At 59.8% G+C, this 25,538-nt stretch carries 22 protein-coding genes; 6 read left to right on the forward strand and 16 right to left on the reverse strand.

All coding sequences use genetic code 11. From position 1 onward, the window contains the following. Positions 1-173 precede the first annotated feature (173 nt). The 14 genes from BSF44_RS23035 to BSF44_RS23100 all read right to left on the reverse strand — a co-directional run bounded on the left by BSF44_RS23035 (position 174) and on the right by BSF44_RS23100 (position 18,269). Positions 174-3,746, reverse strand: coding sequence for a glycosyltransferase (locus tag BSF44_RS23035; protein ID WP_095945454.1), 3,573 nt, complete (start codon positions 3,744-3,746; stop codon positions 174-176). A 124-nt stretch (positions 3,747-3,870) separates the two neighbouring features. Continuing rightward, positions 3,871-5,442 (reverse strand): flagellar hook-associated protein 3, encoded by a 1,572-nt coding sequence (locus BSF44_RS23040; protein ID WP_095945455.1) that lies wholly within the window; start codon positions 5,440-5,442, stop codon positions 3,871-3,873. A gap of 13 nt (positions 5,443-5,455) precedes the next feature. After that, entirely contained in the window at positions 5,456-7,513 is a 2,058-nt protein-coding gene (gene flgK, locus BSF44_RS23045; protein ID WP_095945456.1) for a flagellar hook-associated protein FlgK, read from the reverse strand. A gap of 23 nt (positions 7,514-7,536) precedes the next feature. Further along, positions 7,537-8,826, reverse strand: coding sequence for a flagellar assembly peptidoglycan hydrolase FlgJ (flgJ, locus tag BSF44_RS23050; protein ID WP_095945457.1), 1,290 nt, complete (start codon positions 8,824-8,826; stop codon positions 7,537-7,539). An 11-nt stretch (positions 8,827-8,837) separates the two neighbouring features. Beyond that, positions 8,838-9,926, reverse strand: a complete 1,089-nt coding sequence (locus BSF44_RS23055; protein WP_095945458.1) for a flagellar basal body P-ring protein FlgI — start codon at positions 9,924-9,926, stop codon at positions 8,838-8,840. Between the two features lie 27 nt (positions 9,927-9,953). Continuing rightward, positions 9,954-10,649 (reverse strand): flagellar basal body L-ring protein FlgH, encoded by a 696-nt coding sequence (gene flgH, locus BSF44_RS23060; RefSeq protein WP_095945459.1) that lies wholly within the window; start codon positions 10,647-10,649, stop codon positions 9,954-9,956. A gap of 52 nt (positions 10,650-10,701) precedes the next feature. Beyond that, positions 10,702-11,487, reverse strand: coding sequence for a flagellar basal-body rod protein FlgG (gene flgG, locus BSF44_RS23065; protein WP_095945460.1), 786 nt, complete (start codon positions 11,485-11,487; stop codon positions 10,702-10,704). A gap of 45 nt (positions 11,488-11,532) precedes the next feature. Beyond that, on the reverse strand, positions 11,533-12,273 hold the full coding sequence (locus BSF44_RS23070; RefSeq protein WP_095945461.1) for a flagellar basal body rod protein FlgF: 741 nt from the start codon (positions 12,271-12,273) through the stop codon (positions 11,533-11,535). A gap of 203 nt (positions 12,274-12,476) precedes the next feature. Further along, on the reverse strand, positions 12,477-13,073 hold the full coding sequence (locus tag BSF44_RS23075) for a cytochrome c3 family protein (RefSeq protein WP_085723386.1): 597 nt from the start codon (positions 13,071-13,073) through the stop codon (positions 12,477-12,479). A 9-nt stretch (positions 13,074-13,082) separates the two neighbouring features. Next, the gene (locus BSF44_RS23080) at positions 13,083-13,574 is read right to left on the reverse strand and encodes a nitrate reductase cytochrome c-type subunit (RefSeq protein WP_095945462.1); all 492 of its coding nucleotides are present in this window, start codon (positions 13,572-13,574) and stop codon (positions 13,083-13,085) included. Positions 13,575-13,585: 11 nt separating this feature from the next. Then, positions 13,586-16,090: a nitrate reductase catalytic subunit NapA gene (napA, locus tag BSF44_RS23085; RefSeq protein WP_095945463.1), complete on the reverse strand. Its 2,505-nt coding sequence runs from the start codon at positions 16,088-16,090 to the stop codon at positions 13,586-13,588. Next, positions 16,081-16,347, reverse strand: a complete 267-nt coding sequence (locus tag BSF44_RS23090) for a chaperone NapD (RefSeq protein ID WP_095945464.1) — start codon at positions 16,345-16,347, stop codon at positions 16,081-16,083. Before BSF44_RS23090 ends, napA begins: the two co-directional genes overlap by 10 nt. A 37-nt stretch (positions 16,348-16,384) precedes the next feature. Then, complete coding sequence (locus BSF44_RS23095; protein WP_095945465.1) at positions 16,385-16,552, reverse strand: periplasmic nitrate reductase, NapE protein; 168 nt, start codon at positions 16,550-16,552, stop codon at positions 16,385-16,387. Positions 16,553-16,709: 157 nt separating this feature from the next. Beyond that, a complete protein-coding gene (locus BSF44_RS23100) occupies positions 16,710-18,269 on the reverse strand; it encodes a sigma-54-dependent transcriptional regulator (RefSeq protein WP_095945466.1) in 1,560 nt (519 codons plus the stop codon). Between the two features lie 371 nt (positions 18,270-18,640). Here BSF44_RS23100 and phhA point away from each other — a divergent pair, with 371 nt between their 5' ends. The 6 genes from phhA (at position 18,641) to BSF44_RS23125 (ending at position 23,050) form a co-directional block, all read left to right on the forward strand. Continuing rightward, a complete protein-coding gene (gene phhA, locus BSF44_RS23105) occupies positions 18,641-19,432 on the forward strand; it encodes a phenylalanine 4-monooxygenase (RefSeq protein WP_095945467.1) in 792 nt (263 codons plus the stop codon). 104 nt (positions 19,433-19,536) lie between these two features. Next, entirely contained in the window at positions 19,537-19,893 is a 357-nt protein-coding gene (locus tag BSF44_RS23110) for a 4a-hydroxytetrahydrobiopterin dehydratase (protein WP_095945468.1), read from the forward strand. Then, a complete protein-coding gene (locus tag BSF44_RS23115) occupies positions 19,893-21,086 on the forward strand; it encodes an amino acid aminotransferase (RefSeq protein ID WP_095945469.1) in 1,194 nt (397 codons plus the stop codon). Before BSF44_RS23110 ends, BSF44_RS23115 begins: the two co-directional genes overlap by 1 nt. Positions 21,087-21,362: 276 nt before the next feature. After that, a complete protein-coding gene (locus BSF44_RS30815) occupies positions 21,363-21,494 on the forward strand; it encodes a hypothetical protein (protein ID WP_256589141.1) in 132 nt (43 codons plus the stop codon). Between the two features lie 71 nt (positions 21,495-21,565). Then, the gene (locus BSF44_RS23120) at positions 21,566-21,751 is read left to right on the forward strand and encodes a hypothetical protein (RefSeq protein ID WP_095945470.1); all 186 of its coding nucleotides are present in this window, start codon (positions 21,566-21,568) and stop codon (positions 21,749-21,751) included. Between the two features lie 99 nt (positions 21,752-21,850). Continuing rightward, the gene (locus BSF44_RS23125; protein ID WP_095945471.1) at positions 21,851-23,050 is read left to right on the forward strand and encodes an MFS transporter; all 1,200 of its coding nucleotides are present in this window, start codon (positions 21,851-21,853) and stop codon (positions 23,048-23,050) included. Here BSF44_RS23125 and arfB read toward each other — a convergent pair. Both arfB and BSF44_RS23135 read right to left on the reverse strand, forming a co-directional pair. Then, positions 23,047-23,460: an alternative ribosome rescue aminoacyl-tRNA hydrolase ArfB gene (arfB, locus tag BSF44_RS23130; RefSeq protein ID WP_056721500.1), complete on the reverse strand. Its 414-nt coding sequence runs from the start codon at positions 23,458-23,460 to the stop codon at positions 23,047-23,049. The two genes, BSF44_RS23125 and arfB, sit on opposite strands and share 4 nt — an antisense overlap. Before the next feature lie 222 nt (positions 23,461-23,682). Continuing rightward, positions 23,683-25,095, reverse strand: coding sequence for an amino acid permease (locus tag BSF44_RS23135; RefSeq protein WP_095945472.1), 1,413 nt, complete (start codon positions 25,093-25,095; stop codon positions 23,683-23,685). Positions 25,096-25,538: the final 443 nt, after the last annotated feature.

The following is a 25,538-nucleotide window of genomic DNA, read 5'->3' on the forward strand; positions in this document are numbered from 1 at the left end:
CTTCGATTCACGCTTCCTCCCCACACTCGGTCGCCCTCGTGCAGTTGCGCTTCACTTCGTTCGCTGTGGTCAGCTTACGGCGGGACTTTCACCCACAAGATTGCGCCCATGCTGGGCGCACACAAAACAGGCGGCCCAAGGCCGCCTGCTCAAACACCAATATTCACTTCGGATCAGTTGGGCAACCAACCCTCGACCCAGTAATTGAGGTTGTTGCCCTTGAGCATGTAATCGCGCAGCACTTCCTCGCGCAACGCATCGCCCATGCGGTAGCTGGCCTCTGGATCGGACAGATGCATGCGGATCGCCTCAAGCCATTCCTCGGCGCTGTTGCTCACGACCTTGGTGCACGGAAGATAGCCGCGATAGGCTTCAGTCTCGGTGCAGATCACCGGGTAGCCGCAGGCACCGTATTCCAGCAGGCGCAGGTTGCTCTTGCAGTCGTTGAAGATATGAAATTCAAGCGGTGCCAGTGCCAGGTCAAGGTTCAGGCTGGCCAGTTTGGCCGGGTAGGCGTCCAGGCCGACGCTTGGATGGAATTCATGAACGAACGGACGCAGCGCCGGCGGGCACATGCCGAAGAACACCCACTCGACTTCGTTGGCCAGCAGACGGACGACATCGGCAATGATCGCCAGGTCGCCGTCATGACTGGTCCCGCCCCCCCAGCCGACGCGAGGTTTTCGCGAAGTACGTCGACGACTGCTCAGGCCGGCCCACAGGTGTGGCGCCAGCATGTTCGGGACGACCCGGATGTCGTGGTGCATGTCGCGCAATGCATCGGCCAGCGGCTGGGTCGATACCACCACCCGGTCACACAGACTGATGCCACGACGCACGATACTGTCGACGCCGACTTCAGCCTTGCGAATGTGTGCGTTCTTTTTCGGCACATCGATCACATAGTCATCCAGCTCGAAAATCCTGAATGCCCGGGAGGCGTCTTTGACGCGCTCCACTTCGTCGACCGCGTTCCGGCTATAGCGACCCTGCAACACAATCACGTCCGGCGAACTGCGCTCAAGCTCGATGTTCGTCGGCGTGTGGTAACTCAAATGTCCGACTATACGCCCGGCCGCTTCCAGCTCAAGAAACGGCTGGGCAACCCGGTAATGGCCCACGGCAGACGTGTTGATCGGGATCGCCAGCACCTTGGGCAGCAACTGACGGAAGAACGGATCCCAGCCGCTTTTGAATCCGGGTTCGAGACTGAAATTACTGCTGCCCAGACTCAGGTTAGGGTTGTAAGCCGGATCCCTGGCAACCAGAGGCAACCAACGCTGATAAAAGCTTTTCTGCTCGTTTTGCAGGATGCGCGGGGCCGGTTCCCCAAAGGAAGCCACTGTCACTCGCATCAGTTCGGCGTACGGCGTCCATACCACCAGGTATCCGTTTTGCTTCACCCGCAGGCAGAAGTCTGCGCCATTGAGTGCCTGCGACAGGTCTTTTTCGTCGAGGCCGAGCACTTCATCGAAGACCTTCTTGCGCACCAGCAGGCAGTCGATGCCCACCGCGCTGAAGTTCTGCACGGTCTGCTGGCGCTGCATGTAACCCGGTGTATTCAGTAGCTCGCCACGATTGGGCACCCCCACTGCCCCCCGCAGCCCGCACACCAGCGCAGCCCCTTCGATGCGCCCTTGCGGACTCACCAGGCGGCCACCGACGATGCCGACTTCCGGACGCCGGGCATGGTTGAGCAACTCGTCGAGCCAGTCCGGATTGACCACGCTGTTGCACGGACTGAAAAACAACAGGTAGTCACCGCGAGCCTGGCCGGCGGCGAAGTTGTGCACCGCCGCCAGATTGTCGCCATAATCACAACGAAGCACGCGCAGCTTGTCGCTTCCCATTTGCTCCACGGCCGACAGCCAGTTGCAGGCATCCAGCGCCGTGCTGCCGTTATCGACAATGAGCACTTCAAATTGCTGGCAGGTGGTTTTCTCCAGCAGGCTTTCAATGCAACGCTCCAGAGACGCCAGCTCATTACGGGTCGCGATGATGATCGACACCATGTCCGGTTGAACATGGAGGTAGTCCACACGACTGATCATCCGCTGACTGCCGGTGCGGATTCGGTGAGGAACACCCAGGCGCGTCAGATGCGCTGCCAACACTACCGGGGCCTGATCCATGACCTGTGGTTGTGTCAGCCACCGGGACAGGCGCAGGGTGGACTCCACCAGAACTTCGGCAATATGCCCGATCGCGTGTGGCCCGTTGTTTTCGACCAGGCGCCAGAGCAGATCGTGCACGCCAAGCTCGCCAAAGCCCGCCGCCATCCCGCCAAGTTCCAACAGGCGCTGGCGCTGTAGCGCGAGCACACGGCCGACATAGGGAAAGCTGCGCATCAAGTCGAGATTGAAATCCGGCTTGAACACCGGCTCGATCGAGATCTCGTCACGCAAGCCGCCTTCGTCGCTGTAAAGGCAGCGCACATCCGGCATCTCCACCATGCGCTCGGCGAGCAACAGCAGCGCCAGTTCATGCATGCGGTCACCGGCGCGAACCAGATAGATCCAGTCCGCGTTGTCCAACTCGGCCAGCAGGTGGTTGAACTGGGCAACCGCGTCCGCCTCCAGTGGCACATGACGCACACCGTCGACAGGTGCGTGCCGCAATGGGGAAAGCACCACCACTTGCTCAGCGCTGTAGGCTTGCTGACGAAGACTTTTGAGGGTGTCCTCCAACGCCGACAAATCACCTTCGCTGTCGAGCACGATCGGCACGACGCGCGGACGCCAGCTCCAACTCTGCACGCGAGCATCAAGCAGGCGTTGCTGGGCCGGATTCAGATGGCGGCAGGACAGCCATTGCCGATACATGTCAGCGAAACTGTCGCAATCCGGGCCGACCCGGGAATTCACCAGGGTTTGAATGAAACCCAGCTGTCGGCCAAGGGCGGCCTCTTCCCACGCATAAGCCTGCCCTTCAATGGCATCGGCCAGCGCAACATGACGCACCCAACCGGATGCCGGCGCCGGCTCGCCACTGCGCAGAGCGAGCATTTGCTTGAGCCAGTCGAGTTCGGTCACGACCGCAGCCTTGACTGCGGACTGGTTGCTCAGGCGCGCCGGATGCAAACGCTCAAGACTCAGGATCTGCCCGACCACGACAAGATTGCCGCGTCGCAACAGACACGCGAACAAAGCAAAATCCAGGTTCGCAACAAAGCCCTCGCCGATCTGCGTCAGGGCCGGCAAGTATTCCAGTGCATGCAGAGTTCGCAACAAGGCCCCACTGAGGCCACTGAGAAAATTAAAGACAGTGGTTTCCAGAATCCCCAACAGATCCTCACCCTTGAACAAGGTGACACCTTTGGAAAAGCAGCTATTTTCCACACGGTCGGATAACAGGATGCAGTCTTCGTCGTAGAACTGCCGTTGGCCGATGACCAGATTGACGTCGTCGTGATCGATGAATCCGGCGATCTGTTGCGCAATGCACTCAGGCAGCAACTGATCGTCATCGCACAACAATTTCAGGTAGTCGCCGCTGGCTTCCTGCGCACACGCGATGAGGTTGCCTTGAAAACCCAGGCGCCGCGGATTGCGCACATAACGCAGACGAATCGAGACAGGCACTTCACAGGCATCGACGATCTCGCGGATCTCGTCACCGCCACTGTCATCGCAGACGATCACTTCAAGATTGGCGTAGGTCTGACTCAGGGCGCTTTCCAGTGCCACGAGGAAGAATTGCGGATTGAAGGCGGGAATGGCAATGGTGACAAGAGGTGCTGATTTCACGGCGGGAGAACTCGCGAGCGGCGGGAGCTTGCCTGGATGAAGCAAGACTCCCTGAACCGCAGAAAAAAGACGGTTTTCACTCGGTTGTCGAAAGCCTTCGCGAAGTCATCGGGAAGGCCCTGACTCAGACTTTGTTGAACAGGCCCAACTGAGCGATCTTGCTGAACGCCAATTGCGATGCCTGCAGCATGGTTTGCTGCAGGGTCAGGCGGGTCATTACTTCAGCCGGATCGGAGTCGCGAATGGCGCCCTGGGTCTGCGTGTTGGCCAGTACCAGACTCTGGTTGATGTCCGTCTGGGTCACCAGCGATGCACCGCGCCCCCCCACAGAACTGACACCGGTGGCCAGTTGATCGATGCCGCTGGCCAGGTTGCCGATACCGGCTGTGACTGCCGCGTTCATTTTCTGAATGGCGATCGGATTATTGTTGGTCGGTGTCGACAGGGCCATTTTCAGTTGGCTGACCGTATCCAGAACGTTCTGGGTCTGGTGCGTGTTGACCGCTACCGAGAACTGGTCACCTGCGCCCGGTGTGCCGGCGACGGTGAACGAAACACCCGATGCGGTTGCGGTAGTGCCAGCCATGGTGCCGGTCGACACTGGCGTGCTGTCAGCCGTCACCGGCGCGGCATACAGTTCGAAATCCGTAGCGCTGGTGAACTTGAGCACAGCACCGCCGCCCGGGAAGCTGGCGTGATAGTCAGCGCTGTTGGTCACCGAGGCGCCTGTCACCAGGGCGCTCGAAGGATTGCCCGGGCTGCGCGAAGTATTGAAGCTGTCCGGCTTGGCCGCCAGGGTAAAACTGTGGCCGGCAATTGCCGCATCCGGGTCGGCACTGTCACCTGCCTTGAGGTTAATATTGAGGTTCAGATCAACGCCGCGAAAGCTCACGGTTTGCGTGGCTGCGTTGTTGGAGTTGAACACGCCGTTCTGGCTCGCTTCAGACGTTACGTCGTTACCCAGCGCATCGGTGATTTTCAGCTGAGTGCTGCTCAAGAACTCCACGGTGTAAGGCTCTCCGCTACGGAACTTGGCACTGTAGGTGACATCCGACGCGACTTGACCGTTGGACAACGCGACACGACCGTCATCCACCGCTGGCGACGTAAGCGTGGCGGACGTTCGGTTGGTGTTGATCGCCTGCTGGAATACGTCCCAACCGGTACTGTTGGAAGCCATCGATTGATTGTCGCCAATTGGCAGGTCGAGGGTCACCTGGTCGCCGTTGTAGCTGTAGGTGCCATCGGTGTTGCGACTGAACGGAGCCACATCACCCTTGGAGCCGGCGAAGATGTATTTACCGTTTTCGTCCTTGCTGTTCATCAGGCTGAGCAATTGCTCTTCAATCTCACCCAGCTCGGATGCGTTCGCCTGACGGTCGGCATCGGTAAAACCGGCGTTGCCCGCACCCAGCGCCAGTTCTTTGGCCCGCTGCAACACGTTGCCGATGCTGGTCATCACCGCTTCGGTCTGACCGAGCGTGCCTTTGATGGTGGTCATGTTGGTCGAAAACTGGTCGAGCATCGAAGCCTGCTGACCCAATTGCAGCAAACGCGAAGCGCCAACCGGATCATCCGCTGCGGTGTTGACGCGAACCAGGCTGCTCGCCTCTTCGCTGCTCTTGACCACGTTGGCGAAATTTTTCTGATAGTTCGCTGCCGAGGACTCGTAAAACTGGGCGGTAGAAATGCGCATGGGCTACGACTCCTTAAAGACTGTTGATCAGTGTGCTGAAGATTTCCTGCGCAGCCTTGATGATCTGCGAAGAGGCGGTGTAGTACTGCTGGTACTTGACCAGGTTGCCGGTTTCCTCGTCGAGGTCGACACCCGAAAGCGAGTCACGCGCGCCCTTGGCGTTCGCCAGAATGGCGGTGGTCGCAGCACTGTCCAGCTTGCCTTGGGCCGCCTTGGAGCCGACGCCCTCGACGAGTTTGCCGTAGGCATCATTCAGCGAAATACCTTTGCTTGCCGAACCGGTGTCGACCGTTTGCGCAGTCTGCAGACCCGCCAGAACCGTGCCGTTACGATTGTCCAGGGAACCTGGCTGGCTCAGGCTGACGTTGATCGCCGTGCCCTTGCCAGGTGAACCGGCGACGGTCATGTCGAAATCAACGGTGTACTGCGTGGCAGGCGCTGGCGGGATCGGCGCACCGGTCGAATCCTTGAGCGCAATGCTCAGGTTCAAGGTGTTGTTCTGGCCCGGCTGTATGGTACCGCTGCCGAGAACGCCACCTTTGGCATCCAGCAATTGATAGCTCTGGGTCGTGCCGTCAGCCGACGGATCGCCAAACACCACTTTAACCGGCGTCGAATACTTCAGACCGTTCTGCATCGCGGTGGTGGTGGCCGCGTCGTAGAGGTCGAATCGGGTAGTCAGGGTCGGCTGACCGCTGGCCGGAATGGTCAGCGTGCCGCTACCACCCGCAGCAATGGCCGCTCCCAACGGCGCCGCGATGGCCAGACGCTTGGAGTCGGTCATCTCGGTTTTGATATTGGCCGATGCGTTACGTGTCGGGGTGAGCTTGAAAGTGTCGCCTTGGGCAGCTCCCCCGTTGAACGTCATCGAGAACCCGTCGATCACCGGCGCAGGTGTCGTCGTGGTGCTGAAGTTGCCCATCGGCGTGTTATCGGGCAGACGCTGAACGGTGTAGTCGGTAGCGCTGGTGAACGTGACCTTGTAATCGTTGATGGTCAGTTTGCCCGTGTCCTCGATGCTCACATCGAAGTTACCGGAGCCGGCACTGTTGCTGGTGGACGCAATGCTGCGCTGAGACATCTGCGCGGCACTGTTGATGCTGTTGAACAGGTTCGAACCGAAATCACCGTTCTTGTCGATGCCCTGAGCCTGGATACTGTTCATCTGATCGGCGACGACCAGCGCCACACGACCCAATTCATTCATGGCCGGATCGAGCACTTCGCTGCGATAACGCAGCAGGCCGCCGATTTCACCACCGGCCATGATCGAGGTGATGTCGATGGTGCTCGAACCACGATTGAGCTGCAGCGACAAGCGTCCCGGATCATCTTTACCCGGCACCGCCTCGAGCTTGTTGACCGTACTGCCGATCACCAGTGGCTGGCCGCTACCCAGATACACATCGACGTTGCCGTCGCGCTCGACATACTGTGCGCCGGTGAAGGTCGACAGCTGGCGCATGGTTTCGTTACGGGCATCGAGCAGTTCATTCGGCGTACCGCCGGAGCTCGAAATCTCGCTGATTTTCTGGTTCAACTGCGCCAGGGTCGTGGCCAGCTTGTTGACCTGATCTGCCATGTTCGTCAGGTTGCCGTTGATGTTCGCATTCTGCGTGTTCAACTGGCTGGACACGGAGTTGAAGCGATTGCTCAGGGCCTGGGCATCGCTGAGCAACAACTGGCGGGAAGCGTCGTCGCCGGGTTTGGCATTGACGTTCTGTACCGAGGCGAAGAATTTGGTCAGGGCACCATTGAGACCGGTACCACTGTCGGACAGCAAGGTATCGAGTGGCGTGACTTGCCCAAGGTACGCGGCCGAATCACTGTTGAGCGACGTCGTGGTCTGCAACTGCGCGTCGAGGTAGCTGTTGTATACCCGGCGCACATCGGCCAGCGTCGTGCCGGTGCCGATGTAGACGTTGCCGTACTGAATCGACCCCTTGCTGCCTTGCACGGTTTGCTGGCGCGAGTAACCGGCGGTGTCGGCGTTGGCAATGTTGTTGCCGGTAGTCGCCAAGGCGTTATGGCTGGCGCTCAGCCCCGACATCCCGATATTGAGCAAACTCATGGTTCAGACCTTATACCTTGTGCCTATAAAGGCGTGGTGGAAACGCCCGCCGCAGCGTAGTTCTGGTAACTCGTCATCTGCTTGGCTATCTGCGAAATCTTGCTCGCGTAGTTCGGGTCGGTTGCGTAACCGGCTCTCTGCAACTCGCGTACAAACTGTTCTGGGTTATCGGCCGACTTCACGACATCTTGATAGCGATTGTTGGTCTGCAGCAAAGTCACAAGGTCATGGAAACTGTCCTTGTAGGAGTCGTAGGAACGGAACTCGGCCGTCTCCTTGACCATCTGCCCGTTCCTGAATTCGCTGGTGATCGCCCGCGCCGAATTGCCCTGCCAACTGTTGCCGGCCTTGATGCCGAACAGGTTGTGGCTGCTGCTGCCGTCCTGAGCACGCATGACCGACTTGCCCCAGCCGGTTTCCAGGGCCGCCTGGGCCACCAGGTAACGTGGATCGACACCAATGCGGGCCGCCGCTTCCTTGGCCATCGGCAGCATGGTGTTGACGAACTGGTCGGCGGAACTGAAGGCTTTCTTCGCTGGTGCCAGCGGAATCTGCGCCATGGCGCGCCCGTAGATCTGCATGCCGCCAGTGGAGGATTGTTGCGCGGTCGCCAGCCAGTCGCCGTTGTACAACGGTCCCGTGCCGGTGTTCGTCGTGCGCTCTGGCAAGGTTGTCTTGTCGATCGTCGTGGTGACAGCGGTCGTCGCCGAAGGCACCAGCCCGGCCAACAACCGATCAGCCAGTTTCGGCGGCAGTGCCAGGCGTCGCTGATTGATCAGCGCCATGTCATTGCGATGGGCACCCTCGCCCGCCTCTTGCGGCGCATGGACTGAACGCGAAGCCCACAACGGACGCTGGCCATTGACCCGCGACAGCGGGCCATCGATTGCCACCGTACCTGCCGCCACCGGCGTTTCCACGGCGGCCTTGGCAGCCTCTTGCTTGGCCAGTGACGCAGCAGCCGCCTCACCCGGCGCCAGCGGTTTGTTCTTCGACATCTGGCGCATCAGCACGTCGGCCAGGCCGATACCTCCACCCTCGCGGGACATGGAAACCGCCAGTTGCTGGTCGTACATTTCCTGGTACTGCTTGGCAGCCGGCGTGTTCAGCGGATTGTCCTGCCCCAGCGCTTCGGTTGCCGAGCGCATTGACTTGAGCATCTCACCGAGGAACAGCGATTCGAACTCCTGCGCCACCTTGCGCAGGTTGCCGTCGCTGTTCTTGTCGCCGACCTTGAGCTGATTCAGACGGTTCAGGTCCGAATAGGAGCCCGAATCGCTGCTGCTGACCAGACCGCTCTTGCGCATATCCACAATGGCCGTCCTCAGATCACGATCAGATCGGCTTGCAGGGCACCGGCCTGCTTCAGCGCTTCGAGGATCGCCATCAGGTCACCCGGTGCCGCGCCGACCTGGTTCACCGCACGTACGATCTCGTCGAGGGTGGTGCCCGGGCCGAACTTGAACATCGGCTTGGCTTCCTGCTGTGCGTTGACCTTCGAGCGCGGTACCACCGCCGTCGTGCCATTGGACAGAGGGCCGGGTTGGCTGACGATCGGGTCTTCGGTGATGGTCACGGTCAGACTGCCGTGGGTCACGGCGGCCGGGGACACCTTGACGTTCTGGCCGATCACGATGGTGCCCGTACGGGAGTTGATGATGACTTTCGCCACCGCCTGGCCCGGATCGACTTCGAGATTTTCCAGGATCGAAAGGTAGTCGACGCGCTGGCTCGGATCGAGCGGCGCAGTGACGCGAATCGAACCGCCGTCGATGGCCTGGGCCACGCCAGGGCCGAGCATGTCGTTGATTTTGTCGACGATGCGTTTGGCGGTGGTGAAGTCGGAACGGTTGAGGTTCAGCGTCAGGCTGTTGCCCTGGTTGAAACCGCTCGGCACCGCACGCTCCACCGACGCACCACCCGGGATGCGACCGGCCGACGGAACGTTGACGGTAATCTTCGAACCGTCTCGCCCTTCCGCATCAAAACCGCCGACCACCAGGTTGCCCTGGGCCACCGCATAGACGTTGCCGTCGATGCCCTTGAGTGGCGTCAGCAGCAAGGTACCGCCACGCAGGCTCTTGGAGTTACCGATGGACGAAACAGTGATGTCGACCTGCTGACCCGGCTTGGCGAACGCTGGCAAATCGGCACTGATCGACACCGCCGCGACGTTCTTCAACTGCACGTTGCCCGAGCCCGGCGGTACCTTGATGCCGAACTGCGAGAGCATGTTGTTGAAGGTCTGCAGGGTGAACGGGGTCTGCGTCGTCTGGTCGCCGGTGCCGTTAAGCCCGACCACCAGGCCGTAGCCGATCAATTGGTTGGAACGCACGCCGGAAATGCTGGCGATGTCCTTCAGGCGCTCGGCCTGCGCGTTGAACGCGGCGCACAGCATCAAGGCGGCCACCATGAGGTGTTTAAGATTCAAACTGACCACCTAGAAAGGGAACAGCGGGCTGAGGAAGAAGCGGTCGAACCAGCCTGGCTGACTCGCATCGGCAAACGAACCGGTGCCCGAGTAGGTGATGCGCGCATCGGCGACACGGGTCGACGGCACGGTGTTATCGGTGGCGATGTCATCGGCGCGAACCAGGCCGGCAATCCGCACCAGCTCATCGCCGGTGTTGAGGGTCATCCACTTCTCGCCGCGAACCGCGATGATGCCGTTGGGCAACACATCGGCGACGGTGACCGTGATCGAGCCGGTCAGGGTGTTGCCCTGCGCCGCCTTGCTGTCCCCCTTGGTCGCGCGGTCACCTTCGTAACTGGCACTCAGGCTGAGGTCGCCATCGCCGAACGGGTTGTTGGTGGTGGCGCTGCTGCCGAACAGCGAACTCAGGCCGATGTTGGCCTTGCTGTTCTTGCCAATTTGCGAATTGGCGTTTTTGCTGGCCTGGGTCCTTTCGTTCAGGGTGATGGTGATGATGTCACCGACCCGGAACGCCTTGCGGTCGCTGTAGAGGTTCTGTTCGAAACCGGCCTGATAGATCGAGCCATTGTTCGCCGCCGCCGGCAACGGCGTGCGCGGCAACACCGGGGCGTAGTAAGGGTCATTGGGCTTGGGCGTCGCAGGCACGCAACCTGCGAGCGCGGCGATCCCACTCAGTGCCAGAACAGATACATAGCGATTCATGACCCTACCTCACGGTGTTGCAGGCGGCCCAATGGCCGCCACATAGACTTGATTACAGATTCTGCGTTACGAACGAGAGCATCTGGTCGGCAGTGGAGATCACCTTGGAGTTCATCTCGTAGGCGCGCTGAGTGGTGATCATGTTGACCATCTCCTCAACGGTGCTGACGTTGGACGTTTCCAGGGTGTTCTGCAGCGTGGTGCCGAAACCGGCCAGGCCCGGGGTGCCGACTTGCGGCGCGCCACTGGCGGCGGTTTCCAGGAACAGGTTGTTGCCCACCGCTTGCAGGCCGGCCGGGTTGATGAAGTCGGCGGTTTGCAGGTTGCCGATCACCTGGGCAGCCGGGTTGCCGGCAACGGTGATGGACACGGTGCCGTCGCGGCCGACCGTGAAGGTCTGCGCTTCGTTCGGAATGACAATCGCCGGCTCCAGGGCAAAGCCGCTGGCGTTCACGATCTGACCGTTGGAGTCCAGGTGGAACGTACCGTCACGGGTGTAGGACGTGGTGCCGTCCGGTTGCAGGATCTGGAAGAACCCGCGACCGTCGATGGCCATGTCCAGTGGCTGCTCGGTGGTTTGCAGGCTGCCGGCGGTGAAGTTTTTCTGGGTGCCGACGATGCGCACACCGGTACCCAGTTGCAGACCCGACGGCAGTTCGCTGTCCTGGGTCGACTGGGCGCCTGGCTGGCGTTTGATCTGGTAGAGCAAGTCCTGGAACTCGGCGCGGTCACGTTTGAAACCCGTGGTCGACACGTTGGCCAGGTTGTTGGAAATGGTGGTCAGGTTGGTGTCCTGGGCGGACAGACCTGTCTTGGCAACCCATAGAGCCGGAAGCATTCGATTCTCCTCGTGCGCCTGTTTTACGGCGCGACGTTCTGGTAATTAGCTGATCTGCAAGACCCGAGCCATGGCCTGGTCATCGTCTTTGGCGGTGTTCATCATCTTGATGTGCAGTTCGAACTGCTTGGCCAAGGCCAGTACCGAGGTCATCTCTTCCACGGCATTGACGTTGCTCGACTCGAGGAACCCGGACACCAGCTTGACGTTGGCATCGGCCTGCGCAGGCGCGCCGTCCTTGGTGTGGATCGAACCATCCAGGCCCTTGCTCATGTTCTTGAGGTCCGGGTTGACCAGTTTGATGCGGTCGACTTCAGCCATCACCCGAGGACCTTCACCCATCGCGCGGATGCTGATGGTGCCGTCCTCGCCAACTTCGATCTGCTGCTCGGGCGGCACGGCAATCGGCCCGCCATTGCCCATGACCGGCATGCCATTGCCGGCGCGCAGCACGCCCAGGGCGTCAACGTTCAGGCTGCCGGTGCGCACGTAGCTTTCACCGCCATCGGGCGTCTGCACGGCAATCCAGCCGTTGCCTTGCACGGCAACGTCGAGGTCGCGACCGGTTTCCACCAGTGAACCCGGGGAGAAATCCGTGCCCGGGCGTTCGGACATGGCAAACGCACGCGCCGGAAAGCTGTCACCGAACACCGGCATCGAGCGGGCTTGCTCCAGGTCTTTCTGGAAACCATTGGTGGAGATGTTCGCGAGGTTGTTGGCATGAGCCTTTTGCGCCAGTGCATTCTGGCTGGCGCCGGTCATTGCCACATAAAGGTACTTGTCCACAATTGTTCCTCTGCCTGCCGGACGTTTGCCGCCCACTGCTGTGTTGCGCAGGCTGTAGCAATTTGCAGACCAACTTGCGCGCAGCGGCTCGAACCCCCTTGAAACCGGGGGTTGGAGGCTGACTGGAAGGGAAACGAACAATCGATCGAAGACGAAAAACCGGCGCGATTATGCCGCTTGACGGCAACGCCGTGAAAAGCCGGCTACCAGCCTTTCACGCCGCTCATGTCGGGCAGTTTGTGGGCAATGCCTTTATGGCAGTCGATACAGGTGGCCTGGCCGCTGGCCAATGAGGTGGAGTGCATGTTGGCGGCGCGTTTGCCCTGGCGGGTGAAGTCCATGAACTCGAAGTTGTGGCAGTTGCGACACTCCCGGGAATCGTTGGCCTTGAGCCTCGCCCACTCGTGCTCGGCCAGCTCCCGGCGCATGCCCAGAAACTTGTCCCGGGTACTGATGGTGCCGAACAGCTTGCCCCAGACCTCCTTGGAGGCCTGCATCTTGCGCGCGATCTTGTGCGTCCACTCGTGGGGGACGTGACAGTCCGGGCACGTGGCGCGCACGCCCGAGCGGTTGGTGTAGTGAATGGTTTCCTGCAACTCGACAAACACGTTGTCGCGCATTTCATGGCAGGACGTGCAGAACTTCTCGGTGTTGGTCGCTTCCAGCGCGGTGTTGAACCCACCCCAGAAAATCACCCCGGCGATAAACCCGCCCAGGGTCAGGAAGCCCAGGCTGTAATGCACGCTGGGCCGACGCAGCACACCCCAATAATCCTTGAGCAAGGCAAGCAAAGATTTCATGGCCTCTCCTCAAGGTTTCGGCTGGCGGTTGATTTCGTCTTGCAAGACCTGGTCGATGTTCTTGAAGCTGTTGTTCACCAGTGGCTTCACATCTTTTTGCGGCACATGACACTGGTTACAGAAGTAGCGACGCGGCGACACCGCCGCCAATGCCTGGCCGTCGCGGTCCATGTAGTGCGTGATACTGATCATCGGCGCCTGGGCGCGCGCGCTGTTGCCACGACTGTGGCAGGTCAGGCACTTGTTGCTGTTCATGTCGATGCCATAGCCGCGAATGCTGTGGGGAATGGTCGGCGGTTGCTCGGGATAATTACGTTCACGCTTGAGGTCCTTGTTCTCGTCTTCCGCGAGGGGTGGAGCGGGCAACTCCTGAGTCAAGGTCCCGCCGACCCGTCGACCATCGGGTGCCGGCGCATCCAGTGGGTAACCGGGTTCTGCCGCAAATGCCACGGGCAGCCACACCAGCAGAGCGGCAAGCAGGGACAGCGAACGATAGTTCATGAAAGCGCTCCTTATGCCGTCTTGATCAACTCAATCCTGATCGCGCATTTTTTGTAATCGGTCTGCTTGGAGATGGGGTCCGTTGCATCGAGCGTGACTTTGTTGATCAGCCTGTTGGCATCGAAAAACGGCACGAACACCAGGCCTTGAGGCGGTTTGTTGCGTCCACGGGTTTCAATTCGGGCGCGCATTTCGCCACGCCGGCTGATCAGCTTCACTTCGCTGCCACGCCTGGCATTCAAGGCCTTGGCGTCGGCCGGATGCATGTAGACCAGCGCATCGGGGACCGCTTTATAGAGTTCTTCGACACGTTGGGTCATGGTCCCGGTGTGCCAGTGTTCAAGCACCCGCCCGGTGCTCAACCAGAACGGGAAGTCCGCGTCCGGGGCTTCCGCAGGTGGCTCGTAGGGGAGCGCGAAGATGATTGCCTTCTTGTCGGGGTAGCCATAGAACTGCACACCACTGCCCTTCTCGACATAGGGGTCGTAACCTTCGCGGAAGCGCCACAGCGTTTCCTTGCCTTCGACGACGGGCCAGCGCAAGCCGCGTTCGGAGTGATAGCGATCAAAGGGCGCCAGGTCATGTCCATGCCCCCGGCCGAACTGGGCATATTCTTCGAACAAGCCTTTTTGCAGGTAGAAACCGAAATCCCGGGCCTCGTCGTTCTGATAGCCCTCAGCCAGTTGCTCAGCCGGGAACTGATCGACCTGGCCATTCTTGAACAACACCTCATACAGGGTCTTGCCCTTGTACTGCGGTGAACTCTCCAACAATTGCGCCGGCCAGACTTCGTCGGTTTTAAAGCGCTTGGAAAATTCGACCAGTTGCCAGAGGTCCGACTTGGCGTCACCCGGCGCCGAAACCAGTTGGTGCCAGAACTGCGTACGTCGCTCCGCGTTGCCGTAAGCGCCCTCTTTCTCGACCCACATGGCCGTGGGCAAAATCAGATCCGCCGCCTGCGCCGAGACCGTGGGATACACATCCGAGACCACCACGAAGTTCTCGGGATTGCGCCAACCCGGCAACACTTCCTGCATGATGTTCGGCCCGGCCTGCATGTTGTTGCTGGCCATCGTCCAATACACATTGAGCACGCCGTCCTTGAGCATGCGGCTCTGCTGCACGGCATGGAACCCGACCTTTTCCTTGATGGTGCCCGCCGGCAGTTTCCAGATTTTTTCCGCCGTGGCGCGATGCTTCGGATTGGTCACCACCAGATCGGCCGGCAGACGATGGGAGAACGTGCCCACTTCCCGCGCCGTTCCGCAGGCCGAAGGCTGGCCTGTCAGGGAGAAAGGGCTGTTGCCCGGCTCGCTGATTTTCCCGGTCAGCAGGTGGATGTTGTAGATCAGGTTGTTGGCCCACACGCCCCGGGTGTGCTGGTTGAAGCCCATGGTCCAGAACGAAACCACCTTGCGCTTGGGGTCGGCGTACAGTTCGGCCAGTGCCTTGAGGCGCTCGGCCGGCACTCCGGTTTCCTTCGCGGTGCGTTCCAGGGTGTAGGGTTTGACGAAGGCGGCGAATTGCTCGAAGTCGATGTCGGTCCAGGTATTCGCCTTGTTGGCATTCTTGGCCTTCATCTCCAGCGGATTATCGGCACGCAAACCGTAGCCAATGTCATCCGTGCCTTTGGCGAACTTGGTGTGTTTGCTGACGAAATCCTTGTTGACCGAACCGCTTTCAATGATGTGGTTGGCGATGTAGTTGAGAATCAGCAAGTCAGTCTGCGGCTTGAACACCATCGGAATGTCGGCCAGTTCAAAACTGCGATGTTCGAACGTAGAGAGCACGGCCACTTTCACATTCGGCTGGCTTAAACGACGATCAGTCACCCGACTCCAGAGAATCGGGTGCATTTCCGCCATGTTTGAACCCCACAGGACGAATGCATCGGTGACTTCGATATCGTCATAACAGCCCATCGGCTCATCGATACCGAACGTGCGCATGAACCCCATGACCGCCGAGGCCATGCAATGGCGTGCATTGGGGTCGATGTTGTTCGAGCGGAATCCCGCCTTCATCAATTTGTTGGCCGCGTACCCTTCCCAGATCGTCCACTGGCCGGAACCGAACATGGCGATGGATTCCCCGCCCTTGTTCTTCAGCGCTTCCTTGTACTTCAACTCCATCACATCGAAGGCCTGTTTCCAGGACACCGGGTGAAACTCGCCCTGTTTGTCATATTGCCCATTGGTCATGCGCAACAGCGGCTGAGTCAGCCGATCAACGCCGTACATGATCTTGGATAAAAAGTAGCCTTTGACGCAGTTCAAACCGCGATTGACCTCGGCTTTTACATCGCCGTGAGTTGCAACTACGCGGTTGTCCTTGGTCGCCACCATGACACTGCAACCGGTACCGCAAAAACGACAGGGCGCCTTGTTCCAGTTCAGGGAAACCATGTCCTGCTCGGTAATCAGATTGCTGGCCGAGGTAAACACCGGGAGACCCGCAGCCGCTGCCGCGATTCCGGCAGCCTGGGCTTTGACAAACTCTCGCCGAGTCATAGGCATGTGTTTTCTCCCGTCATATCGAGAATCTCGTGATAAACCAGAGCGGCATTGAGCACACCCGGCAAGCGATTGATCTGATCGATTCGCTGAAGAATCTGGCTTTCATGCTCGGTTTCCAGCACAACCACCAATTTGCCGGCGGGGCTTTCCTGATGAAGCTCAACGCCCGTGAGCAAACGCAGATTGGCTTTCACCGCCTCGAACAAGGCAGGACGGGCATGTACTACCAGGCTGGCAATGTGCAGCGTCTTTTCCACGACCCGTACTCCCTGCTGAATTAGCGATGAATGTCGATCAGTTGGGAGGCCCTGGCGGACCGAGGAGCATTTGTAGAAACCACACAAAAAAACCGTAACCACCGACTATCGCCACCGATAACAGTGGAAACAGAACAATGATCAGGAAATAGAACAGGCGAGTTTCTTTGCGAACTCGCCGGGTGGAGTCATCCATTGATGGCATGGTCAGCGCTCCTGCCAAACTTTGAGAAGAGCCTAGATGGCTTCCTCTGTAAGTTCCATGATTCAGGTCAATAGCAGAGGTTTTAGCGTTTTAAATGCAAACTTGAAGCGCTGGATAAATATTTACATCCGATAATAATTCTTGCCTGGTCGAGTCATTAACGCTCCAGTTTGCCTATTTCATATTCACGCAACTTGTTGGCAATCGTTGTGTGGGAAACACCCAGTCGCTTGCCGAGCAATCGGCTGCTGGCATGCTCCGAATACAGCCGCTCCAGCACCGCCTTCTCGAAACGCCCGACGATCTCGTCCAGCCCTCCCTCCAGCGAAAAGTCGCCAAGGGGCTGACGCACACCATAATCCGGCAGACGAATGTGCTCGGCCTTGACCGTGCCACCGTCGCACAGGGAAACCGCCTGGAACAGCACGTTCTCCAGCTGCCGCACGTTACCCGGCCAATGGTAGTGACTGAGCCGCTCCATGGCCGCCGGGGCCAGCTTCGGCAACGGGCAACCGATCTGCCGGCTGGCCTGATCGAGGAAGTGCTCCACCAGCGGCGTCAAACCGTCGAGGCATTCGCGCAACGGCGGGATGTGCAGCGACAACACATTCAAGCGGTGATAGAGGTCCTGGCGGAACTCGCCGCGAGCGCACAATTCGGACAGGTCGACCTGGGTCGCGCAGATCACTCGCACATCGAGGTAGACCTCTTCATCACTGCCTACACGGCGGAAGCAACCGTCCTGCAGGAAGCGCAGCAATTTCACCTGCAAACGCGGGCTCATTTCCCCGACGCCATCGAGAAACAGCGTGCCGCCCGCCGTCAGTTCCAGCAGCCCGAGCTTGCCTTCGGCCCGCGCCCCTTCAAAGGCACCCGGGCCGTAACCGAACAATTCCGTCTCGGCCATGGACTCCGGCAGACCGGCGCAATTGAGCGCCATCAATGGCGACTGCCCGCGAGGACTGGCCAAGTGGCAGGCACGCGCTAACAGCTCTTTGCCGGTGCCGGTCTCCCCTTCTATCAATAGCGGTGCATCCAGCGGCGCCATGCGCCGGGCTTCGCGCACCACCGCGGCCATGACTTTCGAGCTTTGGAAGATGCTGTCGAAGCCACGCAATTCCTGCTTGCGCACGTTATAGATGCGTTCGCCCACCCGGTCGGCGCGATGCAATGTCAGCACCGCACCGGCCATGGCCTCGCTGTCGTCGTGCTCCGATTGCAGCGGCGCGATGTCGGCCAGGAACACATCGCCCTTGACCTTGACCCGCAACCCGTTGATCCGCGACTTGTTGGCGCGCACCAGTTCCGGCAAATCGAAATCCTCGGCGTAGCGCGACAGGGGAATCCCAGGCACCTCGTCGACCCGTACGCCGAGCAACTGCGCCGCCGCACGGTTGGCCGCGACAATGGAACCGCCCATGTCGATCGACAGCACCGGAAACTCCAGTGCACCGAGCAGTGCATTGAGTTCCATGTGCCGACGCTCGCTGGGCATCAGCCCTACACGCTTGACGCCAAACACCCCGGCAATCGCTTCGAATTTCGGGCGCAGGGCCTGGAACTGAATGTTGATCAGGTTCGGGCAATGCAGGTAGATGGCGTTGCCGTGCTCACCGCCCACTTCACCGCGGGCCACGTTGATCCCGTACTCCACCAACAGATTGAGAATGTCGCGCAGGATGCCGATGCGGTTCTGGCAGTGGACTTTGATACGCATGTAAAAGACCTGATAAACGATGATTGACCTGTGGGAGCCAGCCTGCTGGCGATGGCGTCGCATCAGGCCCTATTGATGTCGAATGACACACCGCTATCGCCAGCAGACTGGCTCCCACAGGGTTAGCGCCCGACTTTTCTGATTAGGCGCTCAGATAGTCGTCAAGATTATGTGACAGATGTAGGGCTTTTCCCAGCCGCCAATCTCAACATCTGCGCGATGACGACCGATACGTAACGAAAACTTTACGATAATTGAGGGATTTTCCCGCACACGACGCTGTTCACCTGCTGCAACGCTGCAATTGATGGGGTATTTCTAGGTCCATAGCAGTACATAACAAGAACGAAATCCCCTAGCAGGAGAGCAGCATGAAGCAGACGCAATACGTGGCTCGCGAGCCCGATGCGCAAGGTTTTATCGACTACCCCGCCGAAGAACACGCAGTGTGGAACACGCTGATCACCCGTCAACTGAAAGTGATCGAAGGGCGTGCGTGCCAGGAGTACCTGGACGGTATCGAAAAACTCGGTCTGCCCCACGACCGCATTCCTCAACTCGGCGAAATCAACAAGGTCCTCGGTGAAACCACCGGCTGGCAGGTTGCCCGGGTTCCTGCACTGATTCCCTTCCAGACCTTTTTCGAATTGCTGGCCAGCAAGCAGTTTCCGGTGGCGACCTTCATTCGTACCCGCGAAGAACTGGACTACCTGCAAGAGCCGGACATTTTCCACGAGATCTTCGGTCACTGCCCGCTGCTGACCAACCCCTGGTTCGCCGAATTCACCCACACCTACGGCAAACTCGGCCTCAAGGCGACCAAGGAAGAACGCGTCTACCTGGCGCGCCTGTACTGGATGACCATCGAGTTCGGCCTGGTCGACACTCCGCAAGGCCAGCGCATCTACGGCGGCGGCATTCTGTCTTCTCCGAAAGAGACCGTGTATTGCCTGTCGGACGAGCCTGAGCATCAGCCGTTCGATCCGCTGGAATGCATGCGCACGCCTTACCGCATCGACATTTTGCAACCACTGTACTTCGCATTGCCAAATCTCAAGCGTCTGTTTGACCTCGCTCACGAAGACATCATGGGCATGGTCAAGCAAGCGATGCAGATGGGTCTGCACACACCGAAGTTTCCGCCAAAACCAAAGGCCGCGTGATCCGCCGCTTTTAGAATCAAGTGAGCCTGTCAGAAACCATCGCTTTGGATTAGCGTGGTAGCACTGAGGGCCGATTTCCCCACATTCGATTTCAGGAATTCATCATGACCGCATTAACTCAAGCCCATTGCGAAGCCTGCCGCGCCGACGCTCCACAAGTCAGCGACGAAGAATTGCCGATCCTGATCAAGCAGATCCCGGACTGGAACATCGAAGTACGTGACAGCATCATGCAGCTGGAAAAGGTCTTCCTGTTCAAGAACTTCAAGCACGCCCTGGCGTTCACCAACGCCGTCGGCGAAATCTCCGAGGCCGAAGGCCACCACCCGGGCCTGCTGACCGAGTGGGGCAAAGTGACCGTGACCTGGTGGAGCCACTCGATCAAGGGCCTGCACCGCAACGACTTCATCATGGCCGCGCGCACGGACATCGTTGCGAAGGACGCAGAGGGGCGCAAGTAATGCATTTCGACGCCATCGGTCGAGTGCCTGGCGACCCGATCCTGGGCCTGATGGAGGCCTACGCGCAGGACCCGAACCCGCGCAAGTTCGATCTGGGCGTGGGTGTCTATAAAGACGCCCAGGGCCTGACGCCGATTCTCGAGTCGGTGAAACTTGCCGAGCAGCGCCTGGTGGATCGCCAGTCCACCAAGACCTACATCGGTGGTCACGGCGAGCCCGCGTTCGGCAAGGCCATCAATGAGCTGGTGCTGGGTGCCGACTCGAAGCTGATCAACGCACAACGCGCCGGCGCCACCCAGACACCGGGTGGCACGGGTGCGCTGCGCCTGAGCGCGGACTTCATCGCCCAATGCCTGCCGGGCCGTGGCGTGTGGTTGAGCAACCCGACCTGGCCAATCCACGAAACGATTTTCGCGGCAGCCAAGGTCAAGGTCAGCCACTACCCGTACGTGGGCAGCGACAACCGTCTCGACATTGAAGGAATGCTCGCGGCGCTCAATGAAGCGCCCAAGGGCGACGTGGTGTTGCTGCACGCCTGTTGCCACAACCCGACCGGTTTCGACCTGTCCCGGGATGACTGGCAGCGGGTGCTGGAGGTGGTGCGCAAGCGCGAACTGCTGCCGCTGATCGACTTCGCGTATCAAGGATTCGGCGATGGCCTGGAACAGGATGCCTGGTCGACCCGGCTGTTCGCCGCCGAGTTGCCGGAGCTGTTGATCACCAGCTCCTGCTCGAAGAACTTCGGCCTGTACCGCGACCGCACCGGCGCCCTGATTGTCTGCGCGAAAACCGCCGACAAGCTCGTCGACATCCGCAGCCAGCTGGCCAACATCGCCCGCAACCTGTGGTCGACGCCGCCGGATCATGGTGCGGCTGTCGTGGCGACCATCCTCGGCGACCCGGAGCTGAAAAATCTCTGGGCTGACGAAGTGGAAGCCATGCGCCTGCGTATCGCCCAACTGCGCAGCGGTCTGGTGGAAGCGCTGGAGCCTCACGGTTTGCGCGAGCGTTTTGCGCACATTGGCGTGCAACGCGGGATGTTCTCCTACACCGGCCTGTCGCCTGTGCAAGTGAACAACCTGCGCGATCATCACAGCGTGTACATGGTCAGCTCGGGGCGGGCCAACGTGGCGGGGATTGATGCCACGCGTCTGGATCTGCTGGCCGAGGCGATTGCGAAGGTCTGCAAATAACTTTCAAACACTGCAAATCCCCCTGTAGGAGCGAGCCTGCTCGCGATAGCGGAGTGTCATTCAACATTGATGTTGACTGATACACCGCTATCGCGAGCAGGCTCACTCCTACAATTATTTCTGCGCCAGTGTTACCGATCTGTCTATACAACCCCATCCGTCGAAACAAATGGATATAAACGTCCGTTTGTCATTTTTACTGCTGTATCCTGCCCAGGCTTTTTTAAAAGCGCGGATCTACCAGATCTATCAACAGACTTAGCGAGGAGCGCAACCATGCACGAGATTCCTAATCTCCCCTTCCCAAGCCTGCACGAACCTGAGCAGACGACCACGCAGCAAGCCGGAGCCCAACAGCCCCAGCCGAAAGAAGCCACTGACAGCCGCCAGGCTGACAGAGAAGACTGAAATACCCGCCGCACAGACTGTGTGGAAAGCGCTACCATGCGCTTTCCACACTGCCTGAAACGAGCCTGACCATGACCGATGAATTCAGTGAAGCGCAGGCCAGCGTCCTGATCGGCACCGCCGAGAAAATGATCGGGATCTGGAATCGCCTCCCCCCCGAGAAACAAGCCGCCTTGCTCGCCCGCTTCGGCACCCAGGAAAATGCGCTGGCCGCCCTGGTCACCACGCAACTGGTCGCTCCCGCCAAACCTGAATGACGCCACCCGGCAAATAGGTTTACTTTTTCACAACCTGTGACCGTCCACACCGCTATCATAAGCAGCCTATCTATCCTGCTTTACCGTGGACCTTTACCCATGCCCGAAAACCAGCGCCCCCTGGCGGTCACGCTGCAAGTTGTCTCCATCGTCCTTTTCACCTTCATCGGCTACCTGAACATCGGCATCCCCCTGGCCGTATTGCCCGGTTACGTCCACAGCGACCTGGGCTTCGGCGCAGTCATCGCGGGTCTGGTGATCAGCGTGCAATACCTGGCCACCCTGCTCAGCCGCCCCTATGCCGGGAAGATCATCGACAACAAGGGTAGCAAGCTGGCTGTGATGTATGGCCTGGCCGGTTGTGGATTGAGCGGTGTGTTCATGCTGATCTCCGCCTGGACCCAGAGCCTGCCGACCTTGAGCCTGATCAGCCTGTTGATCGGCCGCCTGGTGCTCGGCAGCGCCGAAAGCCTGGTGGGCTCGGGCTCGATTGGCTGGGGCATTGGCCGGGTCGGCGCGGCGAACACGGCCAAAGTCATCTCCTGGAACGGTATCGCCAGCTATGGCGCACTGGCTGTCGGCGCGCCCCTGGGCGTATTGCTCGTCCATCAACTGGGCTTGTGGAGCATGGGGGTGAGCATTGTTTTGCTGGCTGTGCTCGGCCTGCTGCTGGCCTGGCCGAAAACCGCCGCGCCGATCGTTACCGGTGAGCGTCTGCCGTTCATGCACGTGCTGGGGCGAGTCTTCCCCCACGGCTGCGGCCTGGCCCTGGGCTCCATCGGTTTTGGCACCATCGCCACCTTCATCACCCTGTATTACGCCACGCAACACTGGGACAACGCGGTGCTGTGCCTGAGCCTGTTCGGCGCCAGTTTCATTGGCGCGCGCTTGCTGTTCGGCAACCTGATCAATCGCCTCGGCGGCTTTCGCGTGGCCATTGCCTGCCTGTCGGTGGAAACCCTGGGATTGCTGTTGCTGTGGCTGGCGCCGGATGCCCATTGGGCACTGGCGGGTGCGGCGCTGAGCGGCTTCGGCTTTTCCCTGGTGTTTCCGGCACTGGGGGTGGAGGCGGTCAATCTGGTCCCGGCTTCCAGCCGTGGCGCAGCCGTCGGCGCCTATTCGCTGTTCATCGACTTGTCGTTGGGGATTACCGGGCCATTGGCCGGTGCGATTGCGGCAGGATTTGGTTTTGCATCGATCTTCCTGTTCGCCGCCCTCGCCGCCCTCAGCGGTTTGATGTTGAGCCTTTACCTGTACCGGCAGGCACCGAAGCAACGCGAAGCGCGGGACGCTCGCTAGAAATCGACCTTGCCGCGCCCGGCCTTGATGTTGCCGCGCTTGGATTTGGATTCGAGGCGACGGGTCTTCGAGCCGAGGGTCGGCTTGGTCGGGCGGCGCTTTTTCTCGACCTTGGTGGCACTCTGGATCAACTCGGTCAGGCGCAACAGCGCATCGGCGCGGTTCTGCTCCTGCGTCCGGTACTGCTGGGCCTTGATGATCAACACACCGTCGCTGGTGATGCGGCTGTCGCGCAGCGCCAGCAGCCGTTCCTTGTAGAACTCGGGCAAGGACGACGCAGGTATGTCGAAGCGCAGGTGCACGGCACTGGAGACCTTGTTGACGTTCTGCCCACCGGCACCCTGGGCGCGAATGGCCGTCAACTCGATCTCGGCATCCGGCAGCTGCACGTTGTTGGAAATCACCAGCATGGAAAAGCGTCCGTATTCAGAGCGTGCAGGATACCGCGAAACGATTGGAGGAATGCGGCCCCTGTAGGAGCGAGCCTGCTCGCGATGAGGCCGTATCAGTCAGCATAACCTTTGCTGACCCACCACCATCGCGAGCAGGCTCGCTCCTACAGGGGATGTGTGTGTGAAGTGCAGAAACAACAAACCCGGCACTCGGCCGGGTTTGTTGTTTCTACGACTGAGTTACTTCACTGCAGCCTGCAATGCGTGTTGCGTACTGCGCTTGTTCTTGATGCCGTAGCAGACCCACATGAACACGAGCCACACCGGAATCGCATACACCGAAGTCTGAATCCCCGGAATCAACAGCATCACACCAAGAACAAACACCACGAACGCCAGGCAGATGTAGTTGCCGTACGGGTACCACAGGGCCTTGAACAGTGGCGTCTGTTTGGTCTTGTTCATGTGCTGGCGGAACTTGAAGTGCGAGTAGCTGATCATCGCCCAGTTGATCACCAGGGTGGCCACCACCAGCGACATCAGCAGTTCCAGCGCGTTTTGCGGGATCAGGTAGTTCAGCAGTACCGCGATCAGGGTCACGGCCGCCGAGGCCAGGATCGAACGCACCGGCACGCCACGCTTGTCGATTTTCGCCAGGCCCTTCGGCGCGTCGCCCTGCTCGGCCATGCCCAGCAGCATGCGGCTGTTGCAGTAGGTGCCGCTGTTGTACACCGATAGCGCCGCGGTCAGGACCACGAAGTTGAGGATGTGCGCGGCGGTGTTGCTGCCCAGCATCGAGAACACTTGCACGAACGGGCTGCCGCTGTAGGAATCACCGGAGGCGTTCAGGGTGGTCAGCAGGCTGTCCCACGGCGTCAACGACAGCAGGATGACCAGGGCACCGATGTAGAAAATCAGGATCCGGTAGATCACCTGGTTGATGGCTTTCGGGATCACGGTTTTCGGCTTGTCAGCCTCGGCTGCGGTGAAACCGAGCATTTCCAGGCCACCGAAGGAAAACATGATGAAAGCCATGGCCATCACCAGACCGCTGACGCCGTTCGGGAAGAAGCCGCCGTGGGACCACAGGTTGCTGACCGCTGCTTGCGGGCCGCCATTGCCACTGACCAGCAGGTAGCTGCCCAGGGCGATCATGCCGACGATCGCCACGACCTTGATGATCGCGAACCAGAACTCGGCCTCGCCAAAGACTTTGACGTTGGCCAGGTTGATCGCATTGATCAGCACGAAGAAGGCCGCTGCGGAGACCCAGGTCGGGATGTCCGGCGCCCAGTAGTGGATGTATTTGCCGACCGCGGTCAGCTCGGACATGCCCACCAGAATGTACAGGATCCAGCAGTTCCAGCCCGACAGGAAGCCGGCAAAGCCGCCCCAGTACTTGTGGGCGAAGTGGCTGAAGGAACCGGCCACCGGATCTTCGACGATCATTTCGCCCAGTTGGCGCATGATCATGAAAGCGATGAAGCCGCAGATGGCGTAGCCGAGGATCATCGACGGGCCGGCGGATTTCAGTACCCCGGCCGAGCCGAGGAACAAGCCGGTACCGATCGCGCCACCGAGGGCGATCAGTTGAATATGGCGATTTTTCAGGCCGCGTTTCAGCTCGCCTGATTGCGGGTTTTGTCCACTCATGAAAAGGGTCTCACGCAAGGTTTGATGATGTTCAGTAGACGTTGCTGCTCAAGAAAGGCGTTAAGCGGCACCGATCAAACCCCAGCGCAGGCACCAGGAGTTCAGCGTATTTACAACGGTCATGCGTCACCTGTTTGTTTTTATCTGTGACGAAATCGAACCCGACACGCTCGTGACGCGACGGAGTGAACAAGGCGGATAGCCTTGAGGTTTGCGCAGATGCGCAGGAGGTCACAGGTAAAACGCGGCGCATTGTACACCCGTAACCCCCTGCTGCCAGACCCGCTGGACAAGCGTGTCTATGGCCGGGATTGCCTGTGTCCGCCCCGAGAAGCTCGGGCGGCTGCAAAAAATGGGTCAGACCCTTGCGGATCATCGACGGGAAAGGCAGGAAAACCGCCCCTCGCAGAGAGATGGAGATGGAATACGGCGTTCATTGCGCC

The sequence above is a fragment of the Pseudomonas sp. ACN8 genome (assembly GCF_002303925.1).
GTDB lineage: Bacteria > Pseudomonadota > Gammaproteobacteria > Pseudomonadales > Pseudomonadaceae > Aquipseudomonas.